The following is a 25,463-nucleotide window of genomic DNA, read 5'->3' as shown; positions in this document are numbered from 1 at the left end:
CCAGTTCGCAGGTAGCATACAACATTTCCAGCAGGTATTGTCAACGAGAGTGTAGGTTGAGCCGATCGATTTTAGATTGGCGATTTTAGATTCAAGGACAAATCTCAAATCCGAAATCTCAAATCGGAGTCTTGGGTTTCACATCAAGCTCTACCTCAATACGCTTGGGCTAACACTGTTTATTGCCCGGAGATCCCCCTCGCATCCCCCTTAAGAAGGGGGACTTTGAGAAGATTCTTGTCCCCCCTTTTTAACGGGGGTTAGGGGGGATCTGTCTTAAACCAAGCCTATTGAGTTCTACCCAACTGATCGCTCCCTACAGTTCACAAATTCTGCCAGAGTTGCTAGAGCTAAGTTAATTTAACATTTCTACACACACTCTGGCAATGACTTACCAGAAAATTTTTTTCAATCGACAAATCGCGGAAAGCGAGCTAAGTAGATGAGTATGAAAATACACAAGTATGTCCGAAGAGAGCGAAACGAAGTGAAGCGAAGCATAAGCCCTAGCCCTTTCAGGGCGGCTTCGCCAACGGGCAGGCACGCGGCTACGCAGGGGTTACGGTTGCTTTACGTTCTGTTACATGAACCGATTTATTTACACCCACCTACTTACCCAAAAACGGATAGAAGCGCTAAACAATCGTCGCGAATACAGCAGAGTTTTAGACTAAAGTTTTAGATATCAGATTCACTGTGCGAGCCGTGTGAATCTAAAATCTAAAATCTAAAATCTAAAATCTAAAATCTACTGACTGGCGATCGCTTTCTCGCTGTTTGGTTTTCTAGGTTGCAGCCTTTTCTAATAAGAGCTTCGCCCGTTTGACCATTTCCGGAATCTCGATCGGATAATCGCCGGTGAAACACGCCGAACAAAAACTTTTCGTGTCTTCGTTAGTCGCACTCAGCATTCCTTCCCGGCTCAAGAAAGCCAAGGAATCCACCCCAATTTGAACGCCAATTTCGGCGACGGATTTGGTAGCAGCAATCAACTGATCTTGATTGTCGGTGTCGATGCCGTAAAAACAAGGATGAGTCACCGGGGGCGAAGAAATTCTCATGTGAACTTCGGTGGCGCCCGCATCCCGCAAGGCTTTGACAATTTTGCGGCTGGTAGTGCCGCGGACGATAGAATCGTCGATAATAATGACCCGCTTTCCTTCCAACACATCTTTGAGAGGGTTGAGTTTCATGCGGATTCCTGACTCGCGCATTGTCTGAGTCGGTTGAATAAAAGTGCGTCCGACGTAGCGATTTTTAATCAATCCTTCGGCGTAAGGAATGCCGGAAGCTTGAGAAAAGCCGATCGCCGCTGGGATTCCAGAATCGGGAACACCGATGACTATATCAGCATCAATCGGAGATTCGACTGCCAACCTCCGCCCGATCCGCAGTCGGTAGGTATATAAATTTTCACCTTCCATAATGCTGTCTGGTCGAGCAAAATAGATCATTTCAAAGACGCAAAGTTTGCGTTTTTGCTGCTGACTCCAGTGGAAAGAAGCCATACCTTCCTCTGTAATCCAAACTAATTCTCCCGGTTCTACGTCCCGCAAAAATTCAGCACCGATAATATCTAATCCGCAGGTTTCCGATGCTAAAACGTACCGTTGCGGAGTTGTGGGGAGGGTGCCAATTACCAGCGGGCGGACGCCGTGGGGGTCGCGGACTCCCATGACGCCTTGGGGGGTGGCGATCGTCAAACTAAAGGCTCCTTGGCACATAGCAAAGGCACTGATCGCAGCTTCCAGCCAGTCTTTGCCCTGGTCTACCTCCCAACCGATCGCCACTGCGATCGCCTCTGAATCCGTCGTGCTGACAAACTCGCACTTCCGAGACAGCAATTCTTCCCGCAATTCTTTAGTATTGACAAGATTCCCGTTATGTGCTAGAGCCAGACTTCCCAAGCGAGTTTCGACAACCACAGGCTGAGCGTTGACCACGCGGGACGAGCCGGTAGTAGAGTAGCGAGTGTGCCCTACGGCTAAGTTACCGGGCAAATGACCTAAATTCGATTCGTTGAAGACTTGGGAAACCAGTCCCATCTCCTTGTGCAGGTGGACTGTTTCACCATCAAAAGTAGCAATTCCGGCGGATTCCTGACCTCGGTGCTGCAAAGCATACAAGCCGAAGTAGGTCAACTTGGCGACATCTTCACCCGGTGCGTAGATACCGAAAACGCCGCAAGCTTCCTCGGGCTTGTCTGGTTTGCTAGAATGCTCGTCAGCCTCGAAGGAATGGTTGGGAATCATAGATGGGTGGGCTCCTAATGGGAACGGTGGGTTAGCGGGAAAGTTTCAGCGGGAAGTTTTGTTTGCGATCGCGTCGCATAACTTAATAATTCCTTAATATTGCCACGGATCGAACATTAATTTCAAGTTGTTTGGCATTCTGGCTGGGGATGTGGGGCGTTTAAGGGGATTGTAATATCGATCGCCCATATCTCTGATAGTAGCGTTTATTCACGGGGGGCGATCCTCTTCGAGGGCTTCGCTAACGGGGGGAAAACCCGCATAAGTAATTCGGGATTCGCAAATCGATAGATTTTGTAGGGAAAATAGGTCTTTTTCAAAGATTAAGATATCGAGGGCGATTTCCTACGGGATAGCTACGCTTCACGGGCTGTTTGAAATATTAGCATTTAATGGCGATCGCTCTTGACTTTTGTGTGAGATTGACATACTATATCATCATGGGAATCTGTGCGGCCATATAAATCATTTTTGACACGACAAGTTATGTCAATAGCACAGAGCAGATAAATTTTTCAGTCTAATTGGTAGGGTGCGTCGCTGCGAGATTCTTGATGAAACTTGCAGATTGTAGATGGCGATGCACCTTACTATTGTGTGGTGCGTCGCTGCGAGATTGTCGATCGAAATTGCAGATTTTCGATGCGACGCACCCTACGGATTAAGTCCATGCACTTGCTATTATGTGGTGCGTCGCTGCGAGATTGTCGATTTGATTTGTAGATTGTTGATAGCGACGCACCCTACGGCTTCAACCCGCACATCCTCCGGGTTTTGTTTATCTAGACGCGGTTTCAACCGCCGCTTCCAATTCTTGAAAAATTTTGTAACTACCGCAAACTACTTCGATACAAATATCTCCTTCCAGCCGAAAGTAGAAAAGAGTTGAAGAACCTGTCTCAACCAAACCCTCTTGATTTTGAAAAGGATAGGACAAAGCAGATAAAATTTGACTTTTATCTTCTGTCAGTTGTCTTAATTCTGCGTTACCTACCCAGAAGCAAGAGTCTTCTGAGTCGGCGTTGACAGGTTGAGAGATTACCTGATGCACGAGTTGATAGAATTCGATCGCAGTATCGTAGATCCCGGTTCCGAAAGTAAAGTCCAAACGCAAGGTTAAAGGTTGAGGGATGAGAGAAATACCTGTGAGGTCGGCACTTTTCAGGTCTTCTATGCAAAAATGTTTTAAAGGGCGATCGGTTGTAGCAGTCATAGAATTACCGTGCCAATAAATTATGGTGGAAATTAACGCTTCAGCTCAATATCAAACTCAAGCCGAGAACGATAAAAGTGAACGTCAAATTCTAAGAAAAAATTTGTCTGTCCCAGAATCAATGATACGCTATCACTTTTTGCCCAAGCAAATACTAATCTTACCGGAGCAAACTCCCCTATTTCAGCCATGAAAAATACTGGCATCGCTGGTTGATTACCAACGTTACCAGCCAGTCGAATAATGGCTTTGCTGTCATCCCACACTAAGCCAAGCTGAATTCCTATTTTGTAAGGCAATACACTCACTGTTGCACCGCTGTCTACTAACCCAACAACTTCGACTCTCTGGTTATTGTGGTGCAGAATCAAGGGAATGCGCGGTAAGCTGTCAAACTCATCTTGAGAGGGGTGATTGGTAGAGTATTGAAATCGCATAATACTCACTTTTCGTTGCTGTTAGCCAGATTCATTGCCTGCATCAAAGCTGTACCAGCACCAAAAGTATTGTAGGGAGTTGGCAAGTAGTAAGTCTTGTAAGGTTCCAAAGGAAAAATATTCTGACTGATATCTTCTTCCGCCATAAGAATACGGATTAACTCTCGTTTATCGATCGCAGACAGTTTTTTAATGGTAGGGAGTAATTCTGTTAGTGTCATCGGTTGTTTTCCTACGATGCGTCTATCTTGATGATAGCAGGTGAACAGTGTTTGTAGGGTGCGTCGCTGTGAGATTGTCAATTTGATTTGTAGATTGTTGATAGCGACGCACCTACAAGTGAGACTACCCAGAAACAAGAGCAACGCGAAAACCTCTGTCGTCGTCGCCTGCCCTATTCCCGGAGCGATAGGCACTGCGACAATTCACCGCATGACATTTCCAGGAACCGCCACGAAGAACTCTCAAGTCAGAGTGAGTTTCCCAAGAACTTCCATCATTTGGTGCGCCATTGTAGTTAAAATTCACGCTATCGCTGCACCATTCGTTAACATTCCCGTGCATATCGTAAAGTCCAAAAGCATTCGGAGGAAAACTCCCGACATCCGTTGTTTCTTTGCGGGAAGGTTCCCATTGTGCAGAACCATAGGGATAGCCACTATAATTGACTAAATCCGCGGTAATTGTTTCGCCAAAGTGAAAAGGTGTTTTAGTTCTCGCGCGACAAGCATATTCCCACTCGGCTTCCGAAGGTAAGCGATAAGTCTTGCCTGTTTTTTGGGAAAGTTTCTCGCAGAATTCCACAGCATCATTCCAACTTACTTTTTCTACAGGACGTTTCGCGCCTTTGAATTTAGATGGGTTATTTCCCATCACCGCTTGGTATTGTTCTTGAGTGACTTCATACTTGCCCATAAAAAAAGGAGAGATGTTAACTTTGTGTTGCGGATTTTCCATATTTTCTTTCCCTACTTCCTCAGTGGGGGAGCCCATCAGGAAACTGCCTCCAGGGATTGCTATCATTTCTAAGCTTGCACCGCCACCTAAATCTTCGCTAATAAATTGTGCTTGATTGTCTTTACGGTTAGTTATATTACCCTGGACATCAACTGTCACTGTTTCAAAATCAAACGTTTGTAAATTTCTCATAATTGTGGGTTTTAAAGAAGAAAATATATTGTAGAAATTTAACCCGCGCAGGCGGGTTTTGTCAGTGTAGCGGTGGTTGAAACCAGGCACTTTCAACCACCGCTACTTATCCCTCGAAATCAAACAGATCCAATTCGACGCTCGATCGCATTATAGAACCGATCGCCCATATCACCCATCCCGACCTCAATCAACCCCAAATTATCCGCACTCACCACCCGCAAAGGCGAGTCAGCACCCCCAACTACACCGATTTTCTGCCACATTTTAGCCAAATGTTCTTGCAAGTAAGCTTCCCAAACTCCTTGATTTTCCGGCGCGATGGAAACAATAATGCAGTTGCCCATTTCACCAAACAAAACTTCATCCCAACGGCTAACATTTGCCGAATTCAAGCCCAGATGGATTTCCGCACCCAGTTTACCAGAGATGCAGGATTCCGCCAGGGCGATCGCAATTCCACCTTCCGCAGCATCGTGGGCGGAACAAACCCAACCGCTACGGATTCCATCGCGACAAACTGATTGCACTTTCCTTTCCAATTCAAAATTAATCCTTGGCGGTTTCCCCGCTACAATCCCGTGAACTGCCGCTAAATATTCCGAACCTCCGAGAGTAGCAAAAGCCGATTTCTTCGGAGTTTCAGTTTTCAATTCAGAATTAGCCGATTGAAAAAAGGTCAGTTCATCCTGACTATTTGCTCCAATTCCCAACACATAAATTAAATCGCCCTTCTTTTGCCAACCTTGACCGCAAATCTTCGTCAAATCTGGAATCAATCCCACCATTCCGATTACCGGAGTTGGATAAATCGGTTGAGGATTGCCATCAGAATCAACCGTTTCATTGTACAGAGAAACATTACCCCCAGTCACAGGTGTTTTCAACTCGCGACAAGCATCAGCAATCCCGCGACAAGCCGATGCTAACTGCCAATATCCTACAGGTTTTTCGGGACTGCCAAAATTGAGATTGTCCGTAACTGCAATAGGTTCAGCACCGACACAACTTAAGTTTCTCGCTGCTTCCGCTACGACGGCTTTTGCACCTTCATAAGGGTCGAGATAAACATAGCGAGAATTGCAATCAACCGTCGCCGCAACTCCGGGAATAACCCCCCCTGGCGAGGGCGGGCACGGGGGCACCGCCCCTACAAGGGGGGGAGAAAATTCGGCAGTTTCTCTTCCTTGTGCTTTCTTAAATAAGGGAATAGCTTCTGCTTCCTCTTGTAGCGTCGCCTTAGTAAGGGCGGGTTCTTCCTCTTGTAGCCCCCCCTTAGCAAGGGGGGGTTGGGGGGGTTCTTTTTGACATGGTTCCAGAGGCCGCAATCTGACCACAGCAGCATCAGCGCCTCCCGGCAAAACAACAGTATTATTTTGCACCTGATGGTCGTATTGGCGATAAACCCAGCGTTTAGAAGCGATGGTGGGAGTATCTAAAAGAGTCAGCAAAATCTGATTCCAAGTTTGGAAATCACCTTGAACTTCGATACCGGCTGCGGTGCATTCCGGCAACTTGTCCGCCGTCCATTCCCATGCTTTTCTAGCATATTCTGGCGCTTCCGTTAACAATTCGCGGTGATAAATTGGCGTATTATCTGCCAAAGCAGTCGCGGTAATTTCAGCAGCGATTTCGCCTTTAAACAGAATTCGGACGATCGGCTCTGCGATGACTGTCCCCGCGACTACGGCGTGCAATCCCCAGCGATGAAAAATATCAATTAATTCCTGTTCCCGTCCTTTCTGTGCGACAAACAACATCCGTTCTTGCGATTCCGAAAGCAGGTATTCGTAGGGAACCATACCGCTTTCTCGAACCGGAACTTTATCTAAATCAAATTCAATTCCGACACCACCTTTGGCTGCCATTTCCGATGTCGAACAGGTGATTCCTGCCGCGCCCATATCTTGGGCGGCGACGACAGCACCAGTTTTGAATGCTGCCAAACAAGCTTCAATTAAGGATTTTTCGAGAAACGGATCTCCTACTTGGACTGCTGGGCGGTCATCCATTGATTTGTCGGTCAATTCTGCACTAGCAAAACTTGCGCCTCCCATGCCATCTCTGCCAGTAGTTGAACCCACATAAAGCACAGGATTTCCGATTCCCGATGCGCCAGATTTAACAATTTCTTGAGTTTCCATTAAACCCAAAGCCATGACATTAACTAGCGGGTTTTCAGAATAAGCAGCATCGAAATAAACTTCGCCGCCAACCGTGGGTACGCCGATGCAGTTTCCGTAGTGACTGATTCCCGATACAACACCTTTGAACAATCTCTGAGTTTTGCTATCATCTAAATTGCCGAAACGTAGAGAATTCAAAAGTGCGATCGGGCGAGCGCCCATTGTAAAGATATCGCGGAGAATCCCACCGACGCCAGTTGCAGCACCTTGGAAAGGTTCCACTGCTGACGGGTGGTTGTGGGATTCAATTTTGAAAGCAAGTTGCAAGCCATCTCCCAAGTCTACAACGCCGGCATTTTCTCCAGGGCCGACAAGAATGCGATCGCCCTCTGTGGGAAACTGTTTTAATAGCGGCCGCGAATTTTTGTAGCAGCAGTGTTCGCTCCACATCACGCCGAACATTCCCAATTCAGCCTTATTGGGATGGCGGCCGAGACGCTGAACGATTTCTTCATATTCTTCGGGTTTGAGTCTTTCAGCGGCAATTTGTTCGGGGGAAAATGGGAGGTTTGGCATAATAATTGCGATGTTTTGTAGATTTTACATCCCGACTTGGGATTTTGTCGATCGGGATTTAGGTATCAAGACCAAAGAAACCGGGTTTTTTATTTAATCTGAGGGTTGGAAGGAAATCTTTGGGTGCATCTGGTTTTTGAGGAGGGCGAAGCATGACCGCATATAAATTATTAGTTATAATCCCATATTGACTGCGGTCATGCTTCGCCCCTACAAACATATTTGTCTTGCGCCAGATGCACCCAAATCTTTTCGGTAAAAAACCCGGTTTCTGACCACTCGTCCATCCAGGACTGTTAATGCTAATTTCTAGGATGACAGAGTTTGTGGATAACAGCATTCAGATTTTAATTTCTAGCATGAATTGAAGGGGCTGCATTGTTGTCAACTTAATCTCAAAGATCGTAGCAGTTTTTGGCGGCTCCGATGAATTCCTAGGACGCGATCGATCGTACAGGGAAACTGAGAAGTTACCAAATATCGGATAATAATTGACATATATCTTATTTTCTGCTAAAGAAGTCGCACCCGACAGTTAAGATATGCTTAATTCCTCAAACCCTCTTCCTTCTTCCCTCTTCCTTCTTCCTTCTTCCTTCTTCCCTCTTCCTTATGACTCAAAATCTCAATTTTGCCAACCAAAACTTGCGGAACCGTTCATTTAAAGGGCTGGACTTATCAGGGGCGAACTTCAGCGGTTGCGACATTCGAGGCTGCAATTTCACCGGGGCGATTTTGAGAGGGGCAAATTTTCAGGGCGTCAGAACCGGACAAAGCCGCCGCCGAGTAAAAAAATTGATTGCTAGGGCTGGCGTAACAGCGGTGATAGTGACGGCTGCTGGGGCTTTGATTGGACTGATTGGCGGGGTGGATGCGGGGGCTGTGGCTGTGGCTGGGACTGCTGCGACGGCGATTGCTGCGACTCGGGGCGAGGCGGGAATTGTGGCGGGGGCTGTAGCTGGGGCTGCTGCTGCGATCGGCGCTAACGGTATTGTGACATTTTTGGGCGGGGATACTCTGAGGGGAATTGGTTTATTTTTGGTTTCTGGGGTTATTTTGGGGTTATGTGCGATCGGCTTTTTTATCGCTGTTGAAGAAATCGAAAAATTATCAGTAACGTCGTTTAGAAAAGCTGATTTAACTGGCGCTATATTCGATCCGGGGGCGGTTCTCGATGCTGATTTTTCCGATGCGCGAGGCTTGCCGTGGTAACCTGCACAATTAGTTCGCGTTTGGTAAAATAACCCTGATAACGTTAGGTATGAAAGCACGTCCGCCGCTACTGGGAGGACGTTAAGCGTGCGATCGAGGCGGGTATTTTTTCGGCGGATTAGAAGCTGATTGATGATGGTGGAAGATGTTTTGGGCGATCGTACCCACAGACTTATGTTAAATTAGACCTCTTGCAAAAATAGCTAAGACGGGATCTCCGGCCCATCCCACAAAAATCATCTTTTCTTGTGGAATGGGCCGGAGAGCCCGTCCTAAAATTTGATTAAAAGGACTTTTGCAAAAGGTCTATTTTCCTGTATTTTCAGTCACTCACAGTACCTCCGGCAAACGACTTCTTTTTAAAGCAATAGATAATTGCCTTAATCGTTCGCTAACTTCTAAATTCGATTCTTCTGACTTCAAGTTATCAGGTATTTCAGCAAACAGAATTGAATTTCCCTGCAACCATTCATTAAGAGCAACCCCAGTCCAAGTACCTTCTTTGTCTCTAAAACTATCAACTAAACCCTTCAGTTCTTGAATACAGTATGACTCGAAACCAGACGCACCGAAGATTGCATAGCGTAGGTATTCTTCAAACGCATTAATATCATTCTCTACCTCAAAAACTACAGATTCTTGTGAAGATATGAGGTCTTTAGAAACATCTACTACTATCTGCGTTGCTACCCCAGCAATTTGTCTTGCTACTCCTGGCACTCCCAAGACTTGTTGCCGAAGGTCAGGATTAAATAGTAAATCCGAGCCATATTTTACATATTTTTTCAGAACTTTAAAGGCAGCTTCTTCGCCACTATAGTAGTTATCAACAATTTCAATATCTACTCCTAAACTTTTGATGATTTTATTTCGAGTATCACTATTAACTGGGCCACGAATCAGCGCTTCCGAAACTGGACGGGCAAAACGTAAAAATAATACGCTTAAGCTATTCTCTAGTTTTGCTAAAAAATACTCCTCTGAATTTTCAATAAGCCTGGATTTTACTTGGTTACTTTCCCATAATAAACTTGTCATGTATTCAACTAATTTTAATGCTTCATCCTTAAGTTCTAAAGCAAGTTGATGAGCAATTGAAGATAGAAGCTTACTAATATCACCATACAAACTATCACGCCAAGCAAAATTGGCTTTCATGCGATCAAACTCTGGATTTGAGTTAGCCAGAAAAATCGTATCTTTCTTGTTAAATGTTTCCTCCCTAAGTTTCTTCATTTCAGTCTCGACGATTTGTAAATATCGCTCTCTAAATTTTTCTATTTGAGTAAATGACTTAGCAGTTGAACTCTCTAAGGGTTTGTTGACAACAGAATATTCATAGTATTTTTGTAAGTCAGCTTTAATTATTTCCCATTTTTGATTCCACCATTCTGTAAATAAAACTCGCCGATTATTTTCTTCAAATAGCTTTGCTTCTTCAGGATTTTCAGGATACTTTTTACTGACTGTAATATAAATTTCTTCAGAATTGCTAATAATTTTATTGATAGACGCTTCGCATCTTTTCTTTAAAATAGATACACGCTCAGTGTTGATATAGTTAAAAATTTTGTCTTTAATTTCTGGAATGCCCGTGCCATCTTTAGTGATAATTTTTCCATCGGCAATTCCTGTTAATCTCTTCAACTGAGCTTGAATATTACTTGCGTCCCCAATCTCTAACTTAGTCTGTTCTCCTGCTAAACCATTCAAAATTAAATAGGCTCCCGCTGAACCATATACAATGCGTTCAGGTGGAAGGTTTGCACGCCTTAACCAATCTTGGGAAGCTTCTTCAATATGTGTTTTAAGCGCCTCTGCACTACCTAATGAATCAATCCGACTTAAAAAAACAAACAGCTTATCAGCAACGGTGACGTTTTTATCGCCAAGTTCTGTGAATTTTATTATTTCTAGTTCCTTTTCTCGGAGGCTAGTAAACCGTTGTACCAATATTACAGCATCACAGTCAGAGAGCATTTCTTGTGCTTCATCAACGTGCTTTGCTAAACCTGAATCTAAACCCGGAACATCATAAAAAACAATCCCTTCAGCTTGAGCAAGTTTGTTAGTATAAAGTCGAGCTTCTAAAACAGCGTGAGCATACTTTTCATCTGCTACATATTTTTTTAGCGGTTCTCTAATATCTTCTAGTCTAGTAAATGAGAAAGTCACATTACCTTCTCTTCTTACCTGTTGTAAAGTTATTTCGTTTGCTCTTATGGTATTTAGGTCTTCGTTCGCCCCTACTTTCTCAAGCTCTTTTAGTAAATTTAGAAACTCTTCATCAGTTCTCGCTTGTACTTCCAGCCTTTGTTCGGACTCATTTTCAACTGAATAAATTTGGGTGGTTGTAAATGTACATCTTCCTCCCTTCGCTGGAAGTAAATCGCATTCTAGCCAAGCATTAATAAATGTGCTTTTTCCGGCTTTTTCTAGCCCAACAACAGCGATGCGAAACTCACGCTTTCTCAGTCTTTCAAGTTGGCGACGAGTTGGTTCTGCTTCTTGTAAAAGTACCTCTTTTAATCGAGCCGGAACTTCGGCTTGGGGTAAGTTGGCTAAATTTACCGCGTGTCTTTGGATGTTTAAAGCGTCAGTGAGACGAGTCTCATAGTAAGAAGAAGCTGTTTTCCAGTCCATTGATATATTCCTTACACGCGGTTAAATTTTTCTAAACCAGATACAGATAGATATTCCAGACAAGCTAATTCTTTAACAGTACCCTGTCCATTTGGGGGAAGATTTCTTTTTAAAATATATTGAACTTTTTTCCCAATCATTTCTGGCCCATCAGCAATGTCAATCCTGAAGTAAAATTCTCTTTGTTCACTTACATCTGTAATATCTTCCTCAGTTAATTTTAGACGCTGCTGTATGATATTCGCATCTTCAGGACTTGTACATAGAAAATATGAAGCATTTTCTATTAGTGTTTCTATATCAGAGACATTAATTGTATGATTTTCTCTGATATTTCCCACCACCGATGCTGGAACAATAAGACACAAAGCTACAGACACGGAAGACTTTTTTGGAGAAGGAGGTAGAGATGGTCTATTATTTGATGATTCTCCTTGTATTTGCTTCCTCTTTGGTTCTTGAGAATTTGGCCTCTCCACAAATTTGGTAGCTGTAGCAGCAACAAAATCCTGGATAGCTGTACCAACAACATCCTGGATAACTTTAGCAGTATCCCTAATTTTTTCAAAATCCATTTCTTTATCGCTCCAATAGCAAATTTGATTTGCGTTCCTTAATACTCATTTGAATTTAACACTCCTGTTTTAAGATTATGTCGAAGCTCGAAAATTCTTCTGCTAGGTTTTGAGCTTTTTGTTTCATAGGTTGCCAAATGTTTCTTTGCTTTTCATAATCTAGAGTAATTTCTTGGTTTGCTTTATCGAGTCTTTCCTGATAACGGTCAATAATATCACTCTGAATTTTGTCTACATTTTTTTTTAGACAGTCAATTTGTTCTAGTAACCAGCGTGCAACTTGATTTACTCTTTCTGACTCTTGCCCTTTCGCCTGCTCTATCCAACCTTCCAGTAATTTTTCTGTGCTGGGTAGTTCAGCATTATCACTAGAACGTGGTTGATACTCAGTTTCATAAATGGTTTTTTTACCTATCCACAATGTATACCAAGTTCGTTTTTGTTTTGGAACCTGTACTGCTTCTTCCCAAGTCCCTTGTGTAATAGCAAATCCTGCTTTAAACCGAAAATTAAATTTTAAATTACTCTCGACTTTAATCAGTTCTGATTCAGGAAATTTAATCGCTATGTCAGGTGCACGAGAATTTGCTCCATTTTCAAAATAAGACAAGTGGCAACGAAACAATTCGGACACAGCCTGATGAATTCTATTTAATTCTTGAGTAGAAATCTGTTTTAATACATCCTGTATAACAATGTTGAGATGGATAGCTAGTTCATTAAGTTCCTCATTGAGTTGTTTGAGTTTGTTTTTATCTGCCTCTGTTCTTGCTTCCATTGTTTTTCCTTCTTTAGCAACGGAAGCTTTGTAGCCTAAGTCAACTAAACGGTTCAAGTTTCTTGCTAGTAAATTGACATTTAAAACATTTGCTCTTTTTAAATTCGGACTGTCTAACTCTACCCTTCCAGTTTCTAAAGACTTTGCCACTGCTTCTAAGACTTGAGTAATTCCTTTTTGAAATTCCTTCTCCCATGAATAAAGTGGAAATAATTTTTCTCCTAATTTCTTGTATGGCTCTTCCTGTTGGAGTTCCCTAATTACGGTTCTTATATAATTCACAACGTCATCTTGTGACTGTTTTGCAAGAACCTGTTTGACTTTTGTATCTAGTCTTTCAAACGGCTGTTTTAAGTTTGTATCGCTAGTTTCTAAGAAGCCTTCAAGCTCTGCCCTAATTTTTGATATTTTTTCACATTCCTCTTGATAACCTGCTTCTGAACTGTTAAGAATAGCTGTTGTTGTTTGTACAGCCCATTCCGTTACTGCATTTCCAGCAGCCAGATTAAAACGTTCTATAATTTGTGGAATTACTAGCTGTGGGAAGTGTTCAGTAATATGTTCTCTTAAGTGTTGCTGAAACTCTTCTGCATAAGATTTTTTCCATAATGCTTCAGCAACTCGGTTTCGGTCGTGTCTAGACCATTTTTGTACGTTACGTGGCAAGTCTTCTAATATATCTTCATCAATTAATCCATTAAAATTGTTGTCCGCTTTTTTACACGCCTCAGCACTAAATATTTCATCATAATTTTGGATCTGAAGAGCCAGTAAAGCCGGCCATGTACTAAGTTTTACAACCTGCAACTTCTCAATCTCTTCTGTATATTCTTTTAATTGTTCAGTCAATTCACCTTTAATACTGCGGATAGCATTTTCAAAAAAGCGATTTTCTGTTTCAGGCCAATTTCTATCGGAGCGAAAAACATCAATACGATTAAGAGTAAAAAGCATACGCGCCGGAGAACCACCTAAATCTTTGACCTGCTGTACAACTTCTTGCAACAAGCTTTTTACTTTCTGTGCATCGGTTTCTGCACTATTGTATGTTACTATGCACAATGCCTCTCGGCACTGTTGAATCACATTTGCGTTACCTTGATCGCCCACATAGGCTAAACCAGGTAAATCAAGAATTTTTACCCTAGTTCCTTGTGGCAGTTCTAGTTTTGACTCTTTGACAAGCCGGAAAGGGTAAAAGATTGTCGATTGTGGACAAGCTAAATTCGGTTGTTTTTCTCTATTTTCAATATAACTTATCATTGCTTCATATAAGCGCTGATAAATTTTCTCCTCTCTGATACCTCTCCATTCTCCACACTCCCACAATGCTCCTGGTGTTTCATGGATTATTAGAGACTTTTCCTTGCTATATTCGATAGTGACTGCCCCTGCGCTCATTTCACTTACGGCTACGGGGACAATTTCGGCTCCACATAACAAATTTACCAAAGTGCTTTTCCCACTACTGGTGGTTCCTGTGGTCGCCAGAGTCAGAGTTGGATTACGGAGTTCATCAACCAGATTACTTAAAGCCTCGTCTAATTTACTAGAAAGTTCTTGTATTTCAGGCTGATATGTATCTGGTAAATGTTCGGAGATTTCTGTAGAAAAATTATTCCAGTATTTAGCAAGCAGTTGAGCTTGGAATTCTACTTCGTCAAAAACTTTGTATAATTGTTTACTCATGTGTTAAATACTGGTGTTGAGAGTGAATATGTATCCTATTTAACATATTTGAGTCGCAACTGATAGAGGGCTGACAGCCGCACTGTTTAATTATGACTCTAGGGTATTATACTATACTTGTAAAGATACGATCGCACTTTCTTTAAAGAATTTTACACACAGGCTCTTGAGATTGTTGCAGGTCTTCAATCAGATGATCGGCGGGCGTTGCTTAATGCAGGTATGAAACGATCGCCCGCTCGCCGAACGAGCGCTCTCTATTGTAATAAATTATACCCATATTCCCCAAAAGTCGATCGCCCGCACAGTCAAACACCAGTTTTGTGCGAGCTCTGTGATTGTCGTTTGCGTGCACGAGGGATCTCGCACGTTAAGAGTTGGTAGACTGACAATTACCTATTCCTCACCCATTCCCGGAATTCTCGCACTGCTGCGGTTGCGCCTGTCGTTGGAGTGCGATCGATCGGTCTGTTGCGATTTTCATGTTCCGGTAGCGGCACCATAATTTCTAATTGACCTTGATGATAAGCAATTCTGGCGGAACGTTGATTTCCCAGTTCCGCGAGCAAATCTTCATATAATTTCCAACTGATGTTTGGTAGTAAAACTCTTTATTCAGAGGACGTTGATATTGTTAACATTTGAGTTGGGTTTGTATTAATGACTATTTGTTTGTGTAAAATAGCAGGGAGTGCAAAACATTGACTTTATGACTAAGTTTCCCCACGACCAGTTTGCTAAAGAATACCTTCAAGAGTTATTGTCGCCTCTGGGAGAAGTAGAAACCAGCAAAGATGTCACCGCTGAAGTCAGAGAAATTGATGTCTGGTTTCAACCAACTTCTTTTGAGGGCGAATATGTTCAGAGTTTGGGTTTATTGGGTAAGATGGCTGCTACTGTAGCTGTGATTGAGCCGTTTCGCAATCCGGTTAATACTGAGGGAATCTTCAGTTGTGTGGTAAAACTATTAAATAGTAGGGCAAAACTGGGGCGGCAGACTAATCGAGAAGACCAGCGTTTAGAAGAAAGACAATTGCCGAGGTTGTGGATTTTAACTCCCACTGCTTCGGAACTTTTACTGGACAGTTTTGGTTTTCGGGTTCCCGAAGAGTCCGAGGGCTGGGCGAAAGGAGTTTATTTTTTAACTCAGGTTTGGAGAGTCGGACTAATCGCGATTCACCAGCTACCGAGAAGTCCCGAGACTATGTGGTTGCGGATGTTGGGCCGCGGACGGGTACAGGAACAGGCGATCGCAGAACTCAGTGCATTGCCTGTGGATAATCCACTCCGAACTAACGCGCTAGAATTATTGTACATCTTGCAGGCAAATTTGCAAGCGAATACACCACCTATTCCCGCAGGGGATGATGAAGATCAGGAGTTAGTTATGGCGATTGCACCTCTTTTTCAACAACATTTAGAAGCTGCACAACAACAAGGCCTCCAACAAGGCCTCCAACAAGGCCTCCAACAAGGCCGGGAAGAAGGACAGCGGATGATTTTGGAGAGTTTTTTGCAAGTTAGATATGGGGAGTTAGACCCACGAACTGTCGCATTAATTCTACCGATTTCGGCTTTGCCTGTTGCCGAGTTCACCTTGCTGTTAGTGCAATTATCTACTCTGCCTGCGGGAGAAAATGAACACCAAAATGTGCAAATTTTGTTGGCACAAACAGTTATGGAAAAAACCTTCATTCAATCGGGACAATTAGAAGAAATCCCGGTAAATCTCATCCCCGATCTGCTGGCTTTATCCCCAGACAATTTATCATCGCTGTTGGCAGACTTGCCTCAATTATCGATTGAAGAACTGATGGCTAGATTGGCACAATCATTGACTTAGAAAAAAATAAACTGACGGGTAATAGCCTGTCAATATTGGGGCGGTTTCTCACAGATACCGCCTCTATATTTTGCAGATGTCAATAGCTACGGTCATGCGCTACTGTAGTTAATAGTAGACTGTGGTCATTAGTCCTTGTTGTATGAAGCTGCGATCGTTCTTTTCTTTCCTCATTGCTGGCGTTTTGGCTCTCTTAGCCTTGAGTGCAGGCGGTTTTTACTGGCTGTCAACCAAAACTCCCCTCAATCTGCTCGCCGGTGGGCCGACAACTACTCCGGCTGCGGCTGTGTTTGTCTCGAAACAATCACCTGTGTTAGTTTCAATGCTGGTAAATCCCGATCGCCTCGAAGCATTGCGACAAATCTTTGCCTCTCCTGAAGAAAGAAGCCGATCGCACGCTGAATTCGAGCAAATAAAAAAAAGCTTCCTCGTTAATACTGGCCTGGATTACAGTCGCGATATCCAACCTTGGATAGGTGACGAAATTACTTTCGCCACCACCACGCCAGATTTCGACGATCGCGAACTCAACAACGGCAAACAAACCGGGTTTTTGCTAGCCGTTTCCTCCCAAAATGCCGATCGCAGTCAAGAATTTCTCACTTCCTACTGGCAAAAAGAATCTCGTAAGGAGAAAACTGTGCAGTCGGAAGTATACAAAGGTGTCAAAATTTATTATAAAGAGTCACCAATAACTAACCCTAAAAAAGATTCGATTTGGTCTTTCAACTCGCTTTCTCTACCAAATTCAACTTTGCCTCCCAGCTTTGTAACAGCAGCAATCGGCGGTAGTTCTGATTCAGGAAATAACAGCAGTTTTGTTTTATTTGCCAACAGTCCGAACGTGCTGCGAGATGCAATTGATAACGTAGAATCAGCAAACCGGAATCTCAACAACAGTCCTAACTATCAAAAAGCTTTGCAGCAGCTAACTCAAGGCAGAATAGCTTTAGGATTTGTCAATCTCCCGCAGCCAGCAACCGAGAAAAATCCCCAAGTTTCCCCCAATTCCCTCGCAGTTGCTATCGGAGTCAACCGACGGGGATTGCTGGCCCAAACTGCTTTGGTGACATCGGGAGACAAAACAGCAATTCCCACACTATCCGCACCAGTGCAAGCCTTGCAGTACATACCCTCAGCCAGTCCTTTCACGGTCGCCAGCACCGATTTAAGGAATTTTTGGACTGATTTGTCATCGGCGGTGTCAACTAACACAGAGGCTTCAAAATTAGTCGATCGCGCGATCGCAGATATTCAGCAAAATTCGGGCGTCAATTTGCCCCAAGATATATTTAACTGGGTACAAGGAGAATACGCTTTAGCCGTGGTTCCGAGTTCGTCAAACACTCCCGACTGGATTTTTGCGGCCGAGAAATCTGCTGATGCTCAAAAGGCGATCGACAAACTCGATGAAATTGCCCGCAGCAAAGAATACAGTATCGGCAACTTTACTCTCAGAAACCAGAAAATTACCGCTTGGACGCAGTTGACAACGAGCCAGAGTTACGATGTAAAAAATAAGAGCAAAAGTGCGATCGAAACCGAGGCAAAAGGAGTTCGAGCCACTGTCGGCAAATACGAAATTTTCACGACTTCCGTAGAAGCAATGGACGCAGCACTCAAAGCAGCCGAAACAGGCTCTTTGGTGGCAAATCAAGATTTTCAAACCAGCATCGAACCGCTACCGCCAGCTAACGACGGCTATTTTTATTTAGACTGGCCCTCCAGCAGAGCAATTTGGGAAAAACAAATCCCGCTGTTGAGGTTAATTGAACTTTCTGCAAGACCACTTTTTGACCACTTGCGATCGCTCACCGTCACCAGTACGGGAGAAATAACAGGAATTCGCAAAGCTACAATATTTATGCGGCTGAATTAGTCAGTTGTCAGTTGTCAGTTGTCAATAATTCGGACAGTTTGATGCCATCCGTAGGGGTGGTAAAAACCCGGTTTTTTACGTAAACGCACCTCGACCATCTATCAGCAGTGCAGTGGGAGCATCTCAGTTTTGATTTTATAGTGCTGTCCCCGCTCGCGATCTATCCAACACTCGCGAGCGGGGACGCTCGCACTGTAAAGAAATTGCTTTTTCCAAAAGTGAGAGGCTCCCAGTCCAGTCATGAGTCATAGCACGTTTAAAAATTATTGGCACAAACATTGTGTTTGGGCTTACTGTCTCATAACTAATGACTGATAACGTTCGCGAGCTCTTAAGCTCGCAAAACATGACTAATGACTAATAGCGTTCGCGAGTAACGTTCGCGAGCTCTTAAGCTCGCAAAACATGACTAATGACTAATGACTACTCAGGATTGACTACTATTGGGTTGACTGGTGTTTTAGGTTTCCCAAAATAAGCTTGAAACACCTCTTTGGCGATCGGCGCCGCGGCAACAGAGCCAAAACCGCCATTTTCCACAACCACGGCGATCGCAATTTCCGGCTTGTCCGCAGGCCCATAGGCTACATACAGCGAGTGATCCTTCTGTCCGATTACCTCCGAAGTCCCAGTTTTGCCCGCTGTTAGTGGAATTGAACCGTCATTGAGCCCCTGTCCCGTACCGTCGGTAACTACTGCCACGAGTCCTTCTTTAATCACATTAACTGTCGAAGGTTTCATCCCCGTAGGTACTGGTTTTGTCTCAGGCTTGCCAGTCAGAGAAGTCAAAAGATGCGGTTTGACGCGATTACCACCATTGGCGATCGAACCTACCATCACCGCCGCCTCCAAAGGAGTCACCAACACGAACCCTTGACCGATCGACATTGTTACCGTATCACCAGCATACCAAGGTTCTTTATAGATTTTTTCCTTCTGGGCCGGGGTCGGCATTTGACCGTGATCGCCACCGCCTAGGCCCAAAAGCTTCAAATCCGTATCCTTACCAATGCCCAAGCGGTGTCCCCACTTAGCAATTTCGTCCGGCCCGGCACTCATCCCGATTTGATAAAAAAACGTATTGCTGCTGAAAGCCAAGGCATCCCGAAAGCCGATGTTTCCGTAACCGCCACTGTGTTCGTTAAAATCAATTCCCCCCACAGTAATGTAAGACGAAGTACCAATAATTGAGTCCGGCGAAAACTTGCCCGACTCCATCCCCGCGACGGAAGTCACAATTTTAAACGTGCTGCCGGGGGGATAGCCTTGCATGGTTCGATTCACAAATGGATTTTCTTCCTGTTGAAGAGTTGCCCAATCATCCTTAGTGATTTTTCGCGTAAACAAATTGGGGTCAAAAGTCGGGTGGCTGGCCAAAACTAATACCGCGCCGGTTTTCACATCAAGGGCCACTACTGCTCCCCGGCGGTTCCCCAGGGCTGTTTCGGCTGCTTTTTGCATGGACAAGTCTATGGTTAGCTGCACTGCCTCGCCCGGTTTGGGCGGTGTCTCCCCCATCAGTCGCAATTCTTGATTTTGGGCATTTACTTCGATCAGCCGATCGCCCCACACACCCGCAATTTCCTTGTTAGAACTTGCTTCTATGCCCATCTGACCGACAATCATCCCCATTGGATATTCCGGGTGAGCTTTCAAGTCTTCTGCGGTAGCTTCGCCAATATATCCCAAAACGTGAGCAGCTAAACTGCCTTCGGGATAGTAGCGGCTTGCTTCTGGCCGCACTTCCACTCCCCGCATTTGTCCCACCTGTTCTGCTAGCGGTACAAACAATGCTGGTGGCATAGCTTGCTTGATTCGCACCGGTCTGTAGGATAGAGGATCAACTTTTTTTAATTTCTCTAATATTTCTTTAGCCGGGATTTTTAGCAGCGGACTCAACTTTTGTGCTGTCACTTTCCACTCTTCGGGCGTTTGTTCTTTCGGCCACAAATAGACCGATCGAGCTAAATTGTTAGCCGCTAGCAGCTTGCCTTTGCGATCGACAATGTGTCCGCGATTCGCCGGCATCGGTACTAGGCGAACGCGATTGTTTTCGGCTCGTTCTCGGTTTTGCTTGCCTTGTACCAGTTGCAATTCCACCAGCCGGCTAGCGTGCAGGCCCAGCAAACCGGTTGCTACTAGCATTAACACGATCGCCCGGTGTATCGGACGCGACTGTTTCTTAGGAGTTTCCAGCAGAGTTTTGTCATTCGAGCGAAATTCAGAGAGCGCAGAAATTTCTCGTTGCATCATTCTATAGGTAGATGTTAAATCCTAGATTTTAGAGTCCTGATTGTCAATTTTGCAGTATACATCATCACACCCCGGGCCGTTCTATAGGTGCAAGCTGCATTAACGGGAATTGACCGTTGGGCGAAGCGGAAAGATTGTTGACACTCCCCGGCAGTCAAGGCACGGGGATTCTTAAGACATTTCGGTCTTAATATCCCTATGGCTAGGGTTCCCAAACTCACCACATTTGCTTTTTGAGCGTGGTGATACCTTTTGGGCGTCTAGGTACATAGTACCAGGTTTCGCAGAGTCCCCGCGTACCATTTTCAAAGCTCGATCTCTAATCGTTTTTGCAGCACCAATATCAGCGTGTTCATGATAGCCACATTCTACACAGATGAATTTTTCACCATCTCTGTTGGACTTATCTATATGACCACAATTTCGACATTCTTGGCTAGAGTGTTTAGGATTGACTTTAATGACGACCTTTCCTTGCTTTGCAGCTAGATACTCAATCTTCAAAATCAATTCACCCCAGCCTGCATCAGAAATAGAGCGATTTAAACCTTTTTTTCTGGACTGTCCATTTTTGAGAAATCTTCCAGTTTTCTCCTCAATTTTTACACGACAACGACGTAGCATTCCAGAAATATGTAAATCTTCTAAAGCAATTGCATCAATATTTCGCTCCACTATTTTGTGAGCGACTTTCCATTGATACGCTTGACGCCGATTGCTGATTTTTTGATGTAATAGTCCTACTTTTTTGGCTGTTTTTTTCCGATTTTTACTGCCTTTGACTTGGCGACTAACTCGTCTCTGTCTAATTTTTAAGGTGCGTTTAACTTTTTTATTAGTTGAAAATTTGGGATTTTCAATTTGATATCCATCGGAAAGATGCACCAGCTTGGTAATCCCTAAGTCGCATCCAATTACTTTAACCACATCCTGGAGAGATTTAGCCTTGTAATCGGGAACAGACTTGTCTTCGATCCTCAGAGACACGTACCAACCATTTTGGCGCTAAAAAGGTGAGGTATGACTGACAGGTTATATAACCACTGAAACCAAGAGGGCTCTCTTCCCAACAACGTCCGCGAATATGAGAGCTAGATCCGCTATAGTGAAACCATCAGGGATTGAGCGTGAGTTATAAAACCGCATCCAACCTACTTTGGGCAAGTAGATTTTGTTACCTTGTATCTTTATTCCCATTACAAAAGTAAAAGAGGTAAAGTTACTACGGTTTTTGAATTGAGGAAATCCTCTGCCTTCAAAGAAGTTTTTGTAGGCAGTATCTAAACGTTTAACGTTCTGTTGTAAAACTGTTGAGTCAATGCCACTATACCAAGGTCTAGCTATTTTGAGCTTCGGTAAGGATGTGATTTGAATGTCACCAGCAGTGCGACGAGGATTTTTGAGTTTACCTTCAAAATCTACCTTGCCATCTTTCCAGGGATTGCCGGTTGCACCATTTTTACTGACGAAGCAGGTTAACGGACAAGCTTCAACCTGATTTCTGATATCGCAGTAGTCTCCTTGAACAAACTGTTGGTTATATTGAATGATTCTGTCGTTCAGGCACCAGTTATAGTGACTTCTCAACATATCCACCCAGTTTGACATTTTTAAATCTTGGGTTTGATTTGGACGAAGTTTGTAAACATAGTTGGTCAACAAGATTGAGTCACCTCCTGTTTGTTGTGTACCTGATTTAAGCTTAAACTAAAATCTATTGGATTGAAGGGTTTGTCATACTTCTTTGTATTGAAAAGGTTTAAAAGTTGAAGCCTTGCTCTATATTTGAATTAAAGCCGTCCTATAATGACGGGGTTTTCAACCCAATTTTCTGATAATTGGCCTTGGAATAACTAATAACTTGTCACCGATCGCTGCAAACTAATCGCCCAAGCACCAAGAAATAGCCAGCAAAATCAAAGTCAGGCTGAGCCAAACCGGGAAATGGAGCCAGCCAGATAGAGTCATAGGTAACAATAGCAAAACCTCGGCGAATAGGGAAGCAATTCCCAATACAGAGGCAAGCAGTATCAAATTTATCATCTTGACACCGTACAATTGCGGGTATGAGCGTGGCGCGTGTGGCAGAACTGGGAGTGGCACGAGGAAGGGCGATCGCACAGGTGTTGTTCTGATAAAAATAAGGAAGAGAAACCAAGAGGTTTTGAACTAATTAAAAAAAAATGTTCTTCCTCTCCTAGTTCGGATTCTTGGGGCTGCGATGGGTAAATTCTGAGTTGTGATTTTAAGTTGTGACAGAGGAGTAGTGCCATGTTGTTTAATCCGCGAGTTCATTTCAAAAACGCTGCGATCTTGGCTGCGACTTGTGCGATCGCCACCCACCCAGTTTTAGCAGAAACAGCCAATTTCGGCACATTAATTTTATCGCGAGGTTTTGGGGCCCCAACAGCAGCTTTGAGAGGTTCCACAGGCGGATCGTACTCTCTATCTGCCATTGCCAACGCCGATCGCCACAAAAACAAATGTTTGGGTTTTGCCACCCCCACTCCCGACCACATCATAGTCTTGCAGCAAAACTTGGACAAACTTACCATCCAAGTCAACAGCGGAGGCAAGGACACCACCTTACTCGTACAAGGCCCCGGTAACACCGTGCGCTGCGGAGACGATACAGGTCAGAATAAAGATGCTGGCATTGTAGATTCAGACTGGCAAGCAGGCTCATACAAAATTTGGGTCGGCACACTCGAACCCGGAGTCAAGTCTAACTATACGATCTCAGTACAGGAATAGGGTGCAGTGGCGCTGTGAGGTGGGGACAATCGAATATCTTCAAATTTTATCGCAATCTCCCCCAATCTGCTCCAGGGACACTCCCCCAATCTCCGACTCCCCAAATCTCGCGCTCCGCCACTAACTTCCCCCATCAAGTAAAATGTAAGATCGAAAGTGCCGTGTTTAACCAAAATTGGTAAATCCGAAAGTGCTAAAGACTCTTAGAGCTGACTTCAGTATAATTTTCGATCGCGACCCAGCCGCTCGCAACTGGCTGGAAGTTTTGTTTTGTTACCCAGGTCTTCAGGCCCTAGTGCTGCACCGCCTCGCACACTGGCTTTACGTACTGGGTCTTCCCTTCATTCCCCGCTTAATTTCCCACATTGCTCGCTTTTTGACCGGCATTGAAATTCACCCAGGGGCAACGATCGGCAAAAGCGTCTTCATCGACCACGGTATGGGGGTTGTGATTGGCGAAACAGCGATCGTCGGCGATTTTGCCCTAATTTACCAAGGTGTCACCCTCGGCGGCACAGGCAAGGAAAGTGGCAAACGTCACCCTACCGTCGGTGAAAATGTAGTTGTCGGTGCCGGCGCCAAGGTACTCGGCAACCTGCTAATTGGCAACAACGTTCGCATCGGCGCCGGTTCCGTCGTCCTGCGAGACGTACCATCTGACTGTACCGTTGTAGGGATTCCCGGCCGCATTGTTTATCGATCGGGAGTGCGCGTCAATCCCCTAGAACACGGCAGTTTGCCGGATTCCGAAGCTGCGGTAATTCGCTCTTTAGTCGATCGTATCGAATCCCTCGAACAGCAACTAAAAAGTTTGATTCCCCAACCATCTGCCTCATTAACTTCTGTTTCCGATTTCCATTCAGCATTCTCAACTTTAAATCAAACCAGTCATGTAGCTGTAGCTGAAAAAAACCAATTAGCTGTTGCCACCGCTTGTCAGTTAAAAGATAAAGCAATTCAAGAATTTTTCGACGGCACCGGCATCTAAAATTTGAATTGGGAATTGGGAATTGGGAATTGGGAATTGGGAATTGGGAATTGGGAATTGGGCATTGGGCATTGGGCATTGGGCATTGGGCATTGGGAATTGGGAATTGGGAATTGGGAATTGGGCATTGGGCATTGGGCATTGGGCATTGGGAATTGGGCATTGGGCAAACAGGGCATTGGGAAGAAGGCCAAACAGGGAAGAATGCCCGCGCAGGGCATTGGAACCAATCCAATAACCAATAACCAATAACCAATAACCAATAACCAATAACCAATAACCAATAACCAATAACCAATAACCAATAACCAATAACCAATAACCAATAACTAATAACCAATAACCAATAACTAATGACTTCTTTTTCAGGGATTGACCGATCGCACAAACCAATTGCCATCCCCGTCGCGCCCGTAAAGCGATCGGTTCTGGGGTTCCCCCCGCAACTCCAAAAAATCCACCGTTTCCGGTTCCAACAGCAGCAAGCAAAAACTAGGCAGCGGCTCGATCGCATCTGGGGAAGCACAATCAAAAGCAGTAGCCTCAGCCTTGTCTTTCCCAGGATCGGGCCAACCAAACTGCACCCGCGCCCCCTCAGAAAGCTCCTGCCAAGCTGTGCGGCGGGCTGCGTACAACTCTACATCTGGACAATCTGCCCCTGCCAAAATCAGTTGTCCAGCAATCCGAAATTGTTCCCGAGTTTTAGGGAAATACCAGCAAATCTCCCCCCAAGGATAGAGATTAATTTCCTCTGCCTTTTGACTGCGAATATCTGTAATAAACTTTAACTGGTTGGTGTTTTCCAAAAAGCCTCGAAACACCACAGTGCGGTTAGCAGGACGCCCGTCAGGACGAACCGTTGCTAGTTGCAAGTAGCGGGCATAGGCAAGACTGCGGTTGCGGTGGAGCGATCGCGCTAAGGGCGATCGCCAAAGTGCTAAAGACATAATGAATATCCTATTATATGGGTAATTGGCGATCGGTAGTTGGCAATCAGTAACTGTAGTTTAGACTAAAAAATGAGTACAGCTAAAAGTAGCCACCTTTGAATCTCAGGCAAGCTGTTGCTTAAAAACTCAAGAGGGATCAGATTAAA

At 44.4% G+C, this 25,463-nt stretch carries 21 protein-coding genes and 1 pseudogene; 6 read left to right on the top strand and 16 right to left on the bottom strand.

What is annotated here, in order from left to right:
• Nucleotides 1-785: 785 nt before the first annotated feature.
• The 6 genes from purF to purL all read right to left on the bottom strand — a co-directional run bounded on the left by purF (nt 786) and on the right by purL (nt 7,753).
• Nucleotides 786-2,252: an amidophosphoribosyltransferase gene (gene purF / locus JGK22_RS07800; protein WP_293176406.1), complete on the bottom strand. Its 1,467-nt coding sequence runs from the start codon at nt 2,250-2,252 to the stop codon at nt 786-788.
• A 778-nt stretch (nt 2,253-3,030) separates the two neighbouring features.
• On the bottom strand, nt 3,031-3,465 hold the full coding sequence (locus JGK22_RS07795; RefSeq protein WP_293176408.1) for a hypothetical protein: 435 nt from the start codon (nt 3,463-3,465) through the stop codon (nt 3,031-3,033).
• Between the two features lie 32 nt (nt 3,466-3,497).
• On the bottom strand, nt 3,498-3,902 hold the full coding sequence (locus tag JGK22_RS07790; protein ID WP_293176410.1) for a hypothetical protein: 405 nt from the start codon (nt 3,900-3,902) through the stop codon (nt 3,498-3,500).
• Between the two features lie 5 nt (nt 3,903-3,907).
• Nucleotides 3,908-4,123, bottom strand: coding sequence for a hypothetical protein (locus tag JGK22_RS07785; RefSeq protein WP_293176412.1), 216 nt, complete (start codon nt 4,121-4,123; stop codon nt 3,908-3,910).
• A gap of 124 nt (nt 4,124-4,247) precedes the next feature.
• Nucleotides 4,248-5,051 carry a formylglycine-generating enzyme family protein gene (locus tag JGK22_RS07780; protein WP_325314963.1) on the bottom strand — a complete coding sequence of 268 codons (804 nt, stop codon included), beginning with the start codon at nt 5,049-5,051 and terminating at the stop codon, nt 4,248-4,250.
• A 119-nt stretch (nt 5,052-5,170) separates the two neighbouring features.
• Nucleotides 5,171-7,753: a phosphoribosylformylglycinamidine synthase subunit PurL gene (purL, locus tag JGK22_RS07775; RefSeq protein WP_293205868.1), complete on the bottom strand. Its 2,583-nt coding sequence runs from the start codon at nt 7,751-7,753 to the stop codon at nt 5,171-5,173.
• A gap of 612 nt (nt 7,754-8,365) precedes the next feature.
• Between purL and JGK22_RS07770 the strand changes: the two genes are divergently transcribed.
• Nucleotides 8,366-8,965 carry a pentapeptide repeat-containing protein gene (locus JGK22_RS07770; protein WP_293176417.1) on the top strand — a complete coding sequence of 200 codons (600 nt, stop codon included), beginning with the start codon at nt 8,366-8,368 and terminating at the stop codon, nt 8,963-8,965.
• Between the two features lie 330 nt (nt 8,966-9,295).
• On the opposite strand, the gene JGK22_RS07765 is transcribed toward JGK22_RS07770, so the two are convergent.
• The 5 genes from JGK22_RS07765 to JGK22_RS07745 form a co-directional block, all read right to left on the bottom strand.
• Nucleotides 9,296-11,608 (bottom strand): dynamin family protein, encoded by a 2,313-nt coding sequence (locus JGK22_RS07765; RefSeq protein WP_293176419.1) that lies wholly within the window; start codon nt 11,606-11,608, stop codon nt 9,296-9,298.
• Nucleotides 11,609-11,619: 11 nt separating this feature from the next.
• Nucleotides 11,620-12,183, bottom strand: a complete 564-nt coding sequence (locus tag JGK22_RS07760; protein WP_293176421.1) for a hypothetical protein — start codon at nt 12,181-12,183, stop codon at nt 11,620-11,622.
• 55 nt (nt 12,184-12,238) lie between these two features.
• A complete protein-coding gene (locus tag JGK22_RS07755) occupies nt 12,239-14,650 on the bottom strand; it encodes a dynamin family protein (protein ID WP_293176423.1) in 2,412 nt (803 codons plus the stop codon).
• A gap of 211 nt (nt 14,651-14,861) precedes the next feature.
• On the bottom strand, nt 14,862-15,005 hold the full coding sequence (locus JGK22_RS07750; RefSeq protein WP_293176425.1) for a hypothetical protein: 144 nt from the start codon (nt 15,003-15,005) through the stop codon (nt 14,862-14,864).
• Between the two features lie 37 nt (nt 15,006-15,042).
• A complete protein-coding gene (locus JGK22_RS07745) occupies nt 15,043-15,219 on the bottom strand; it encodes a hypothetical protein (RefSeq protein WP_293205866.1) in 177 nt (58 codons plus the stop codon).
• Between the two features lie 140 nt (nt 15,220-15,359).
• On the opposite strand from JGK22_RS07745, the gene JGK22_RS07740 reads away from it, so the two are divergent.
• Together JGK22_RS07740 and JGK22_RS07735 are read left to right on the top strand one after the other, a co-directional pair.
• On the top strand, nt 15,360-16,493 hold the full coding sequence (locus tag JGK22_RS07740; protein ID WP_293195841.1) for a flagellar assembly protein H: 1,134 nt from the start codon (nt 15,360-15,362) through the stop codon (nt 16,491-16,493).
• 142 nt (nt 16,494-16,635) lie between these two features.
• Nucleotides 16,636-18,372: a DUF3352 domain-containing protein gene (locus JGK22_RS07735; RefSeq protein ID WP_293312652.1), complete on the top strand. Its 1,737-nt coding sequence runs from the start codon at nt 16,636-16,638 to the stop codon at nt 18,370-18,372.
• 423 nt (nt 18,373-18,795) lie between these two features.
• Here JGK22_RS07735 and mrdA read toward each other — a convergent pair whose 3' ends face one another.
• From mrdA to JGK22_RS07715, 4 genes and pseudogenes are all read right to left on the bottom strand, one after another.
• A complete protein-coding gene (gene mrdA / locus JGK22_RS07730; RefSeq protein WP_293210252.1) occupies nt 18,796-20,625 on the bottom strand; it encodes a penicillin-binding protein 2 in 1,830 nt (609 codons plus the stop codon).
• Nucleotides 20,626-20,796: 171 nt separating this feature from the next.
• Nucleotides 20,797-21,615, bottom strand: a pseudogene (locus JGK22_RS07725) (transposase); the annotation flags it as partial.
• A 42-nt stretch (nt 21,616-21,657) separates the two neighbouring features.
• Nucleotides 21,658-22,287 carry a helix-turn-helix domain-containing protein gene (locus JGK22_RS07720; protein WP_293216877.1) on the bottom strand — a complete coding sequence of 210 codons (630 nt, stop codon included), beginning with the start codon at nt 22,285-22,287 and terminating at the stop codon, nt 21,658-21,660.
• Nucleotides 22,288-22,489: 202 nt separating this feature from the next.
• Nucleotides 22,490-22,783: a hypothetical protein gene (locus tag JGK22_RS07715; RefSeq protein ID WP_293176435.1), complete on the bottom strand. Its 294-nt coding sequence runs from the start codon at nt 22,781-22,783 to the stop codon at nt 22,490-22,492.
• 113 nt (nt 22,784-22,896) lie between these two features.
• Here JGK22_RS07715 and JGK22_RS07710 point away from each other — a divergent pair, with 113 nt between their 5' ends.
• From JGK22_RS07710 to JGK22_RS07700, 3 genes are all read left to right on the top strand, one after another.
• Entirely contained in the window at nt 22,897-23,379 is a 483-nt protein-coding gene (locus tag JGK22_RS07710) for a hypothetical protein (protein WP_293176437.1), read from the top strand.
• Nucleotides 23,380-23,569: 190 nt separating this feature from the next.
• The gene (cysE, locus tag JGK22_RS07705) at nt 23,570-24,367 is read left to right on the top strand and encodes a serine O-acetyltransferase (protein ID WP_293176439.1); all 798 of its coding nucleotides are present in this window, start codon (nt 23,570-23,572) and stop codon (nt 24,365-24,367) included.
• Between the two features lie 8 nt (nt 24,368-24,375).
• A complete protein-coding gene (locus JGK22_RS07700) occupies nt 24,376-24,612 on the top strand; it encodes a hypothetical protein (protein WP_293312658.1) in 237 nt (78 codons plus the stop codon).
• A 120-nt stretch (nt 24,613-24,732) separates the two neighbouring features.
• On the opposite strand, the gene JGK22_RS07695 is transcribed toward JGK22_RS07700, so the two are convergent.
• Complete coding sequence (locus JGK22_RS07695) at nt 24,733-25,314, bottom strand: Npun_F5749 family FMN-dependent PPOX-type flavoprotein (protein ID WP_293176443.1); 582 nt, start codon at nt 25,312-25,314, stop codon at nt 24,733-24,735.
• Nucleotides 25,315-25,463 lie beyond the last annotated feature (149 nt).

The sequence above is a fragment of the Microcoleus sp. PH2017_08_TRC_O_A genome, assembly GCF_020738665.1.
Lineage (GTDB): Bacteria > Cyanobacteriota > Cyanobacteriia > Cyanobacteriales > Microcoleaceae > Microcoleus.
The sequence above is the reverse complement of the archived record's forward strand: the minus strand, read 5'-3'. Positions and strand labels throughout refer to the sequence as shown.

Bases quoted from the DNA above. Each gene is read 5' to 3' on its own strand.
- purF (WP_293176406.1), bottom strand. From the start codon at position 2,252: ATGATTCCCAACCATTCCTTCGAGGCTGACGAGCATTCTAGCAAACCA.
- JGK22_RS07795 (WP_293176408.1), bottom strand. From the start codon at position 3,465: ATGACTGCTACAACCGATCGCCCTTTAAAACATTTTTGCATAGAAGAC.
- JGK22_RS07790 (WP_293176410.1), bottom strand. From the start codon at position 3,902: ATGCGATTTCAATACTCTACCAATCACCCCTCTCAAGATGAGTTTGAC.
- JGK22_RS07785 (WP_293176412.1), bottom strand. From the start codon at position 4,123: ATGACACTAACAGAATTACTCCCTACCATTAAAAAACTGTCTGCGATC.
- JGK22_RS07780 (WP_325314963.1), bottom strand. From the start codon at position 5,051: ATGAGAAATTTACAAACGTTTGATTTTGAAACAGTGACAGTTGATGTC.
- purL (WP_293205868.1), bottom strand. From the start codon at position 7,753: ATGCCAAACCTCCCATTTTCCCCCGAACAAATTGCCGCTGAAAGACTC.
- JGK22_RS07770 (WP_293176417.1), top strand. From the start codon at position 8,366: ATGACTCAAAATCTCAATTTTGCCAACCAAAACTTGCGGAACCGTTCA.
- JGK22_RS07765 (WP_293176419.1), bottom strand. From the start codon at position 11,608: ATGGACTGGAAAACAGCTTCTTCTTACTATGAGACTCGTCTCACTGAC.
- JGK22_RS07760 (WP_293176421.1), bottom strand. From the start codon at position 12,183: ATGGATTTTGAAAAAATTAGGGATACTGCTAAAGTTATCCAGGATGTT.
- JGK22_RS07755 (WP_293176423.1), bottom strand. From the start codon at position 14,650: ATGAGTAAACAATTATACAAAGTTTTTGACGAAGTAGAATTCCAAGCT.
- JGK22_RS07740 (WP_293195841.1), top strand. From the start codon at position 15,360: ATGACTAAGTTTCCCCACGACCAGTTTGCTAAAGAATACCTTCAAGAG.
- JGK22_RS07735 (WP_293312652.1), top strand. From the start codon at position 16,636: ATGAAGCTGCGATCGTTCTTTTCTTTCCTCATTGCTGGCGTTTTGGCT.
- mrdA (WP_293210252.1), bottom strand. From the start codon at position 20,625: ATGATGCAACGAGAAATTTCTGCGCTCTCTGAATTTCGCTCGAATGAC.
- JGK22_RS07710 (WP_293176437.1), top strand. From the start codon at position 22,897: ATGTTGTTTAATCCGCGAGTTCATTTCAAAAACGCTGCGATCTTGGCT.
- JGK22_RS07695 (WP_293176443.1), bottom strand. From the start codon at position 25,314: ATGTCTTTAGCACTTTGGCGATCGCCCTTAGCGCGATCGCTCCACCGC.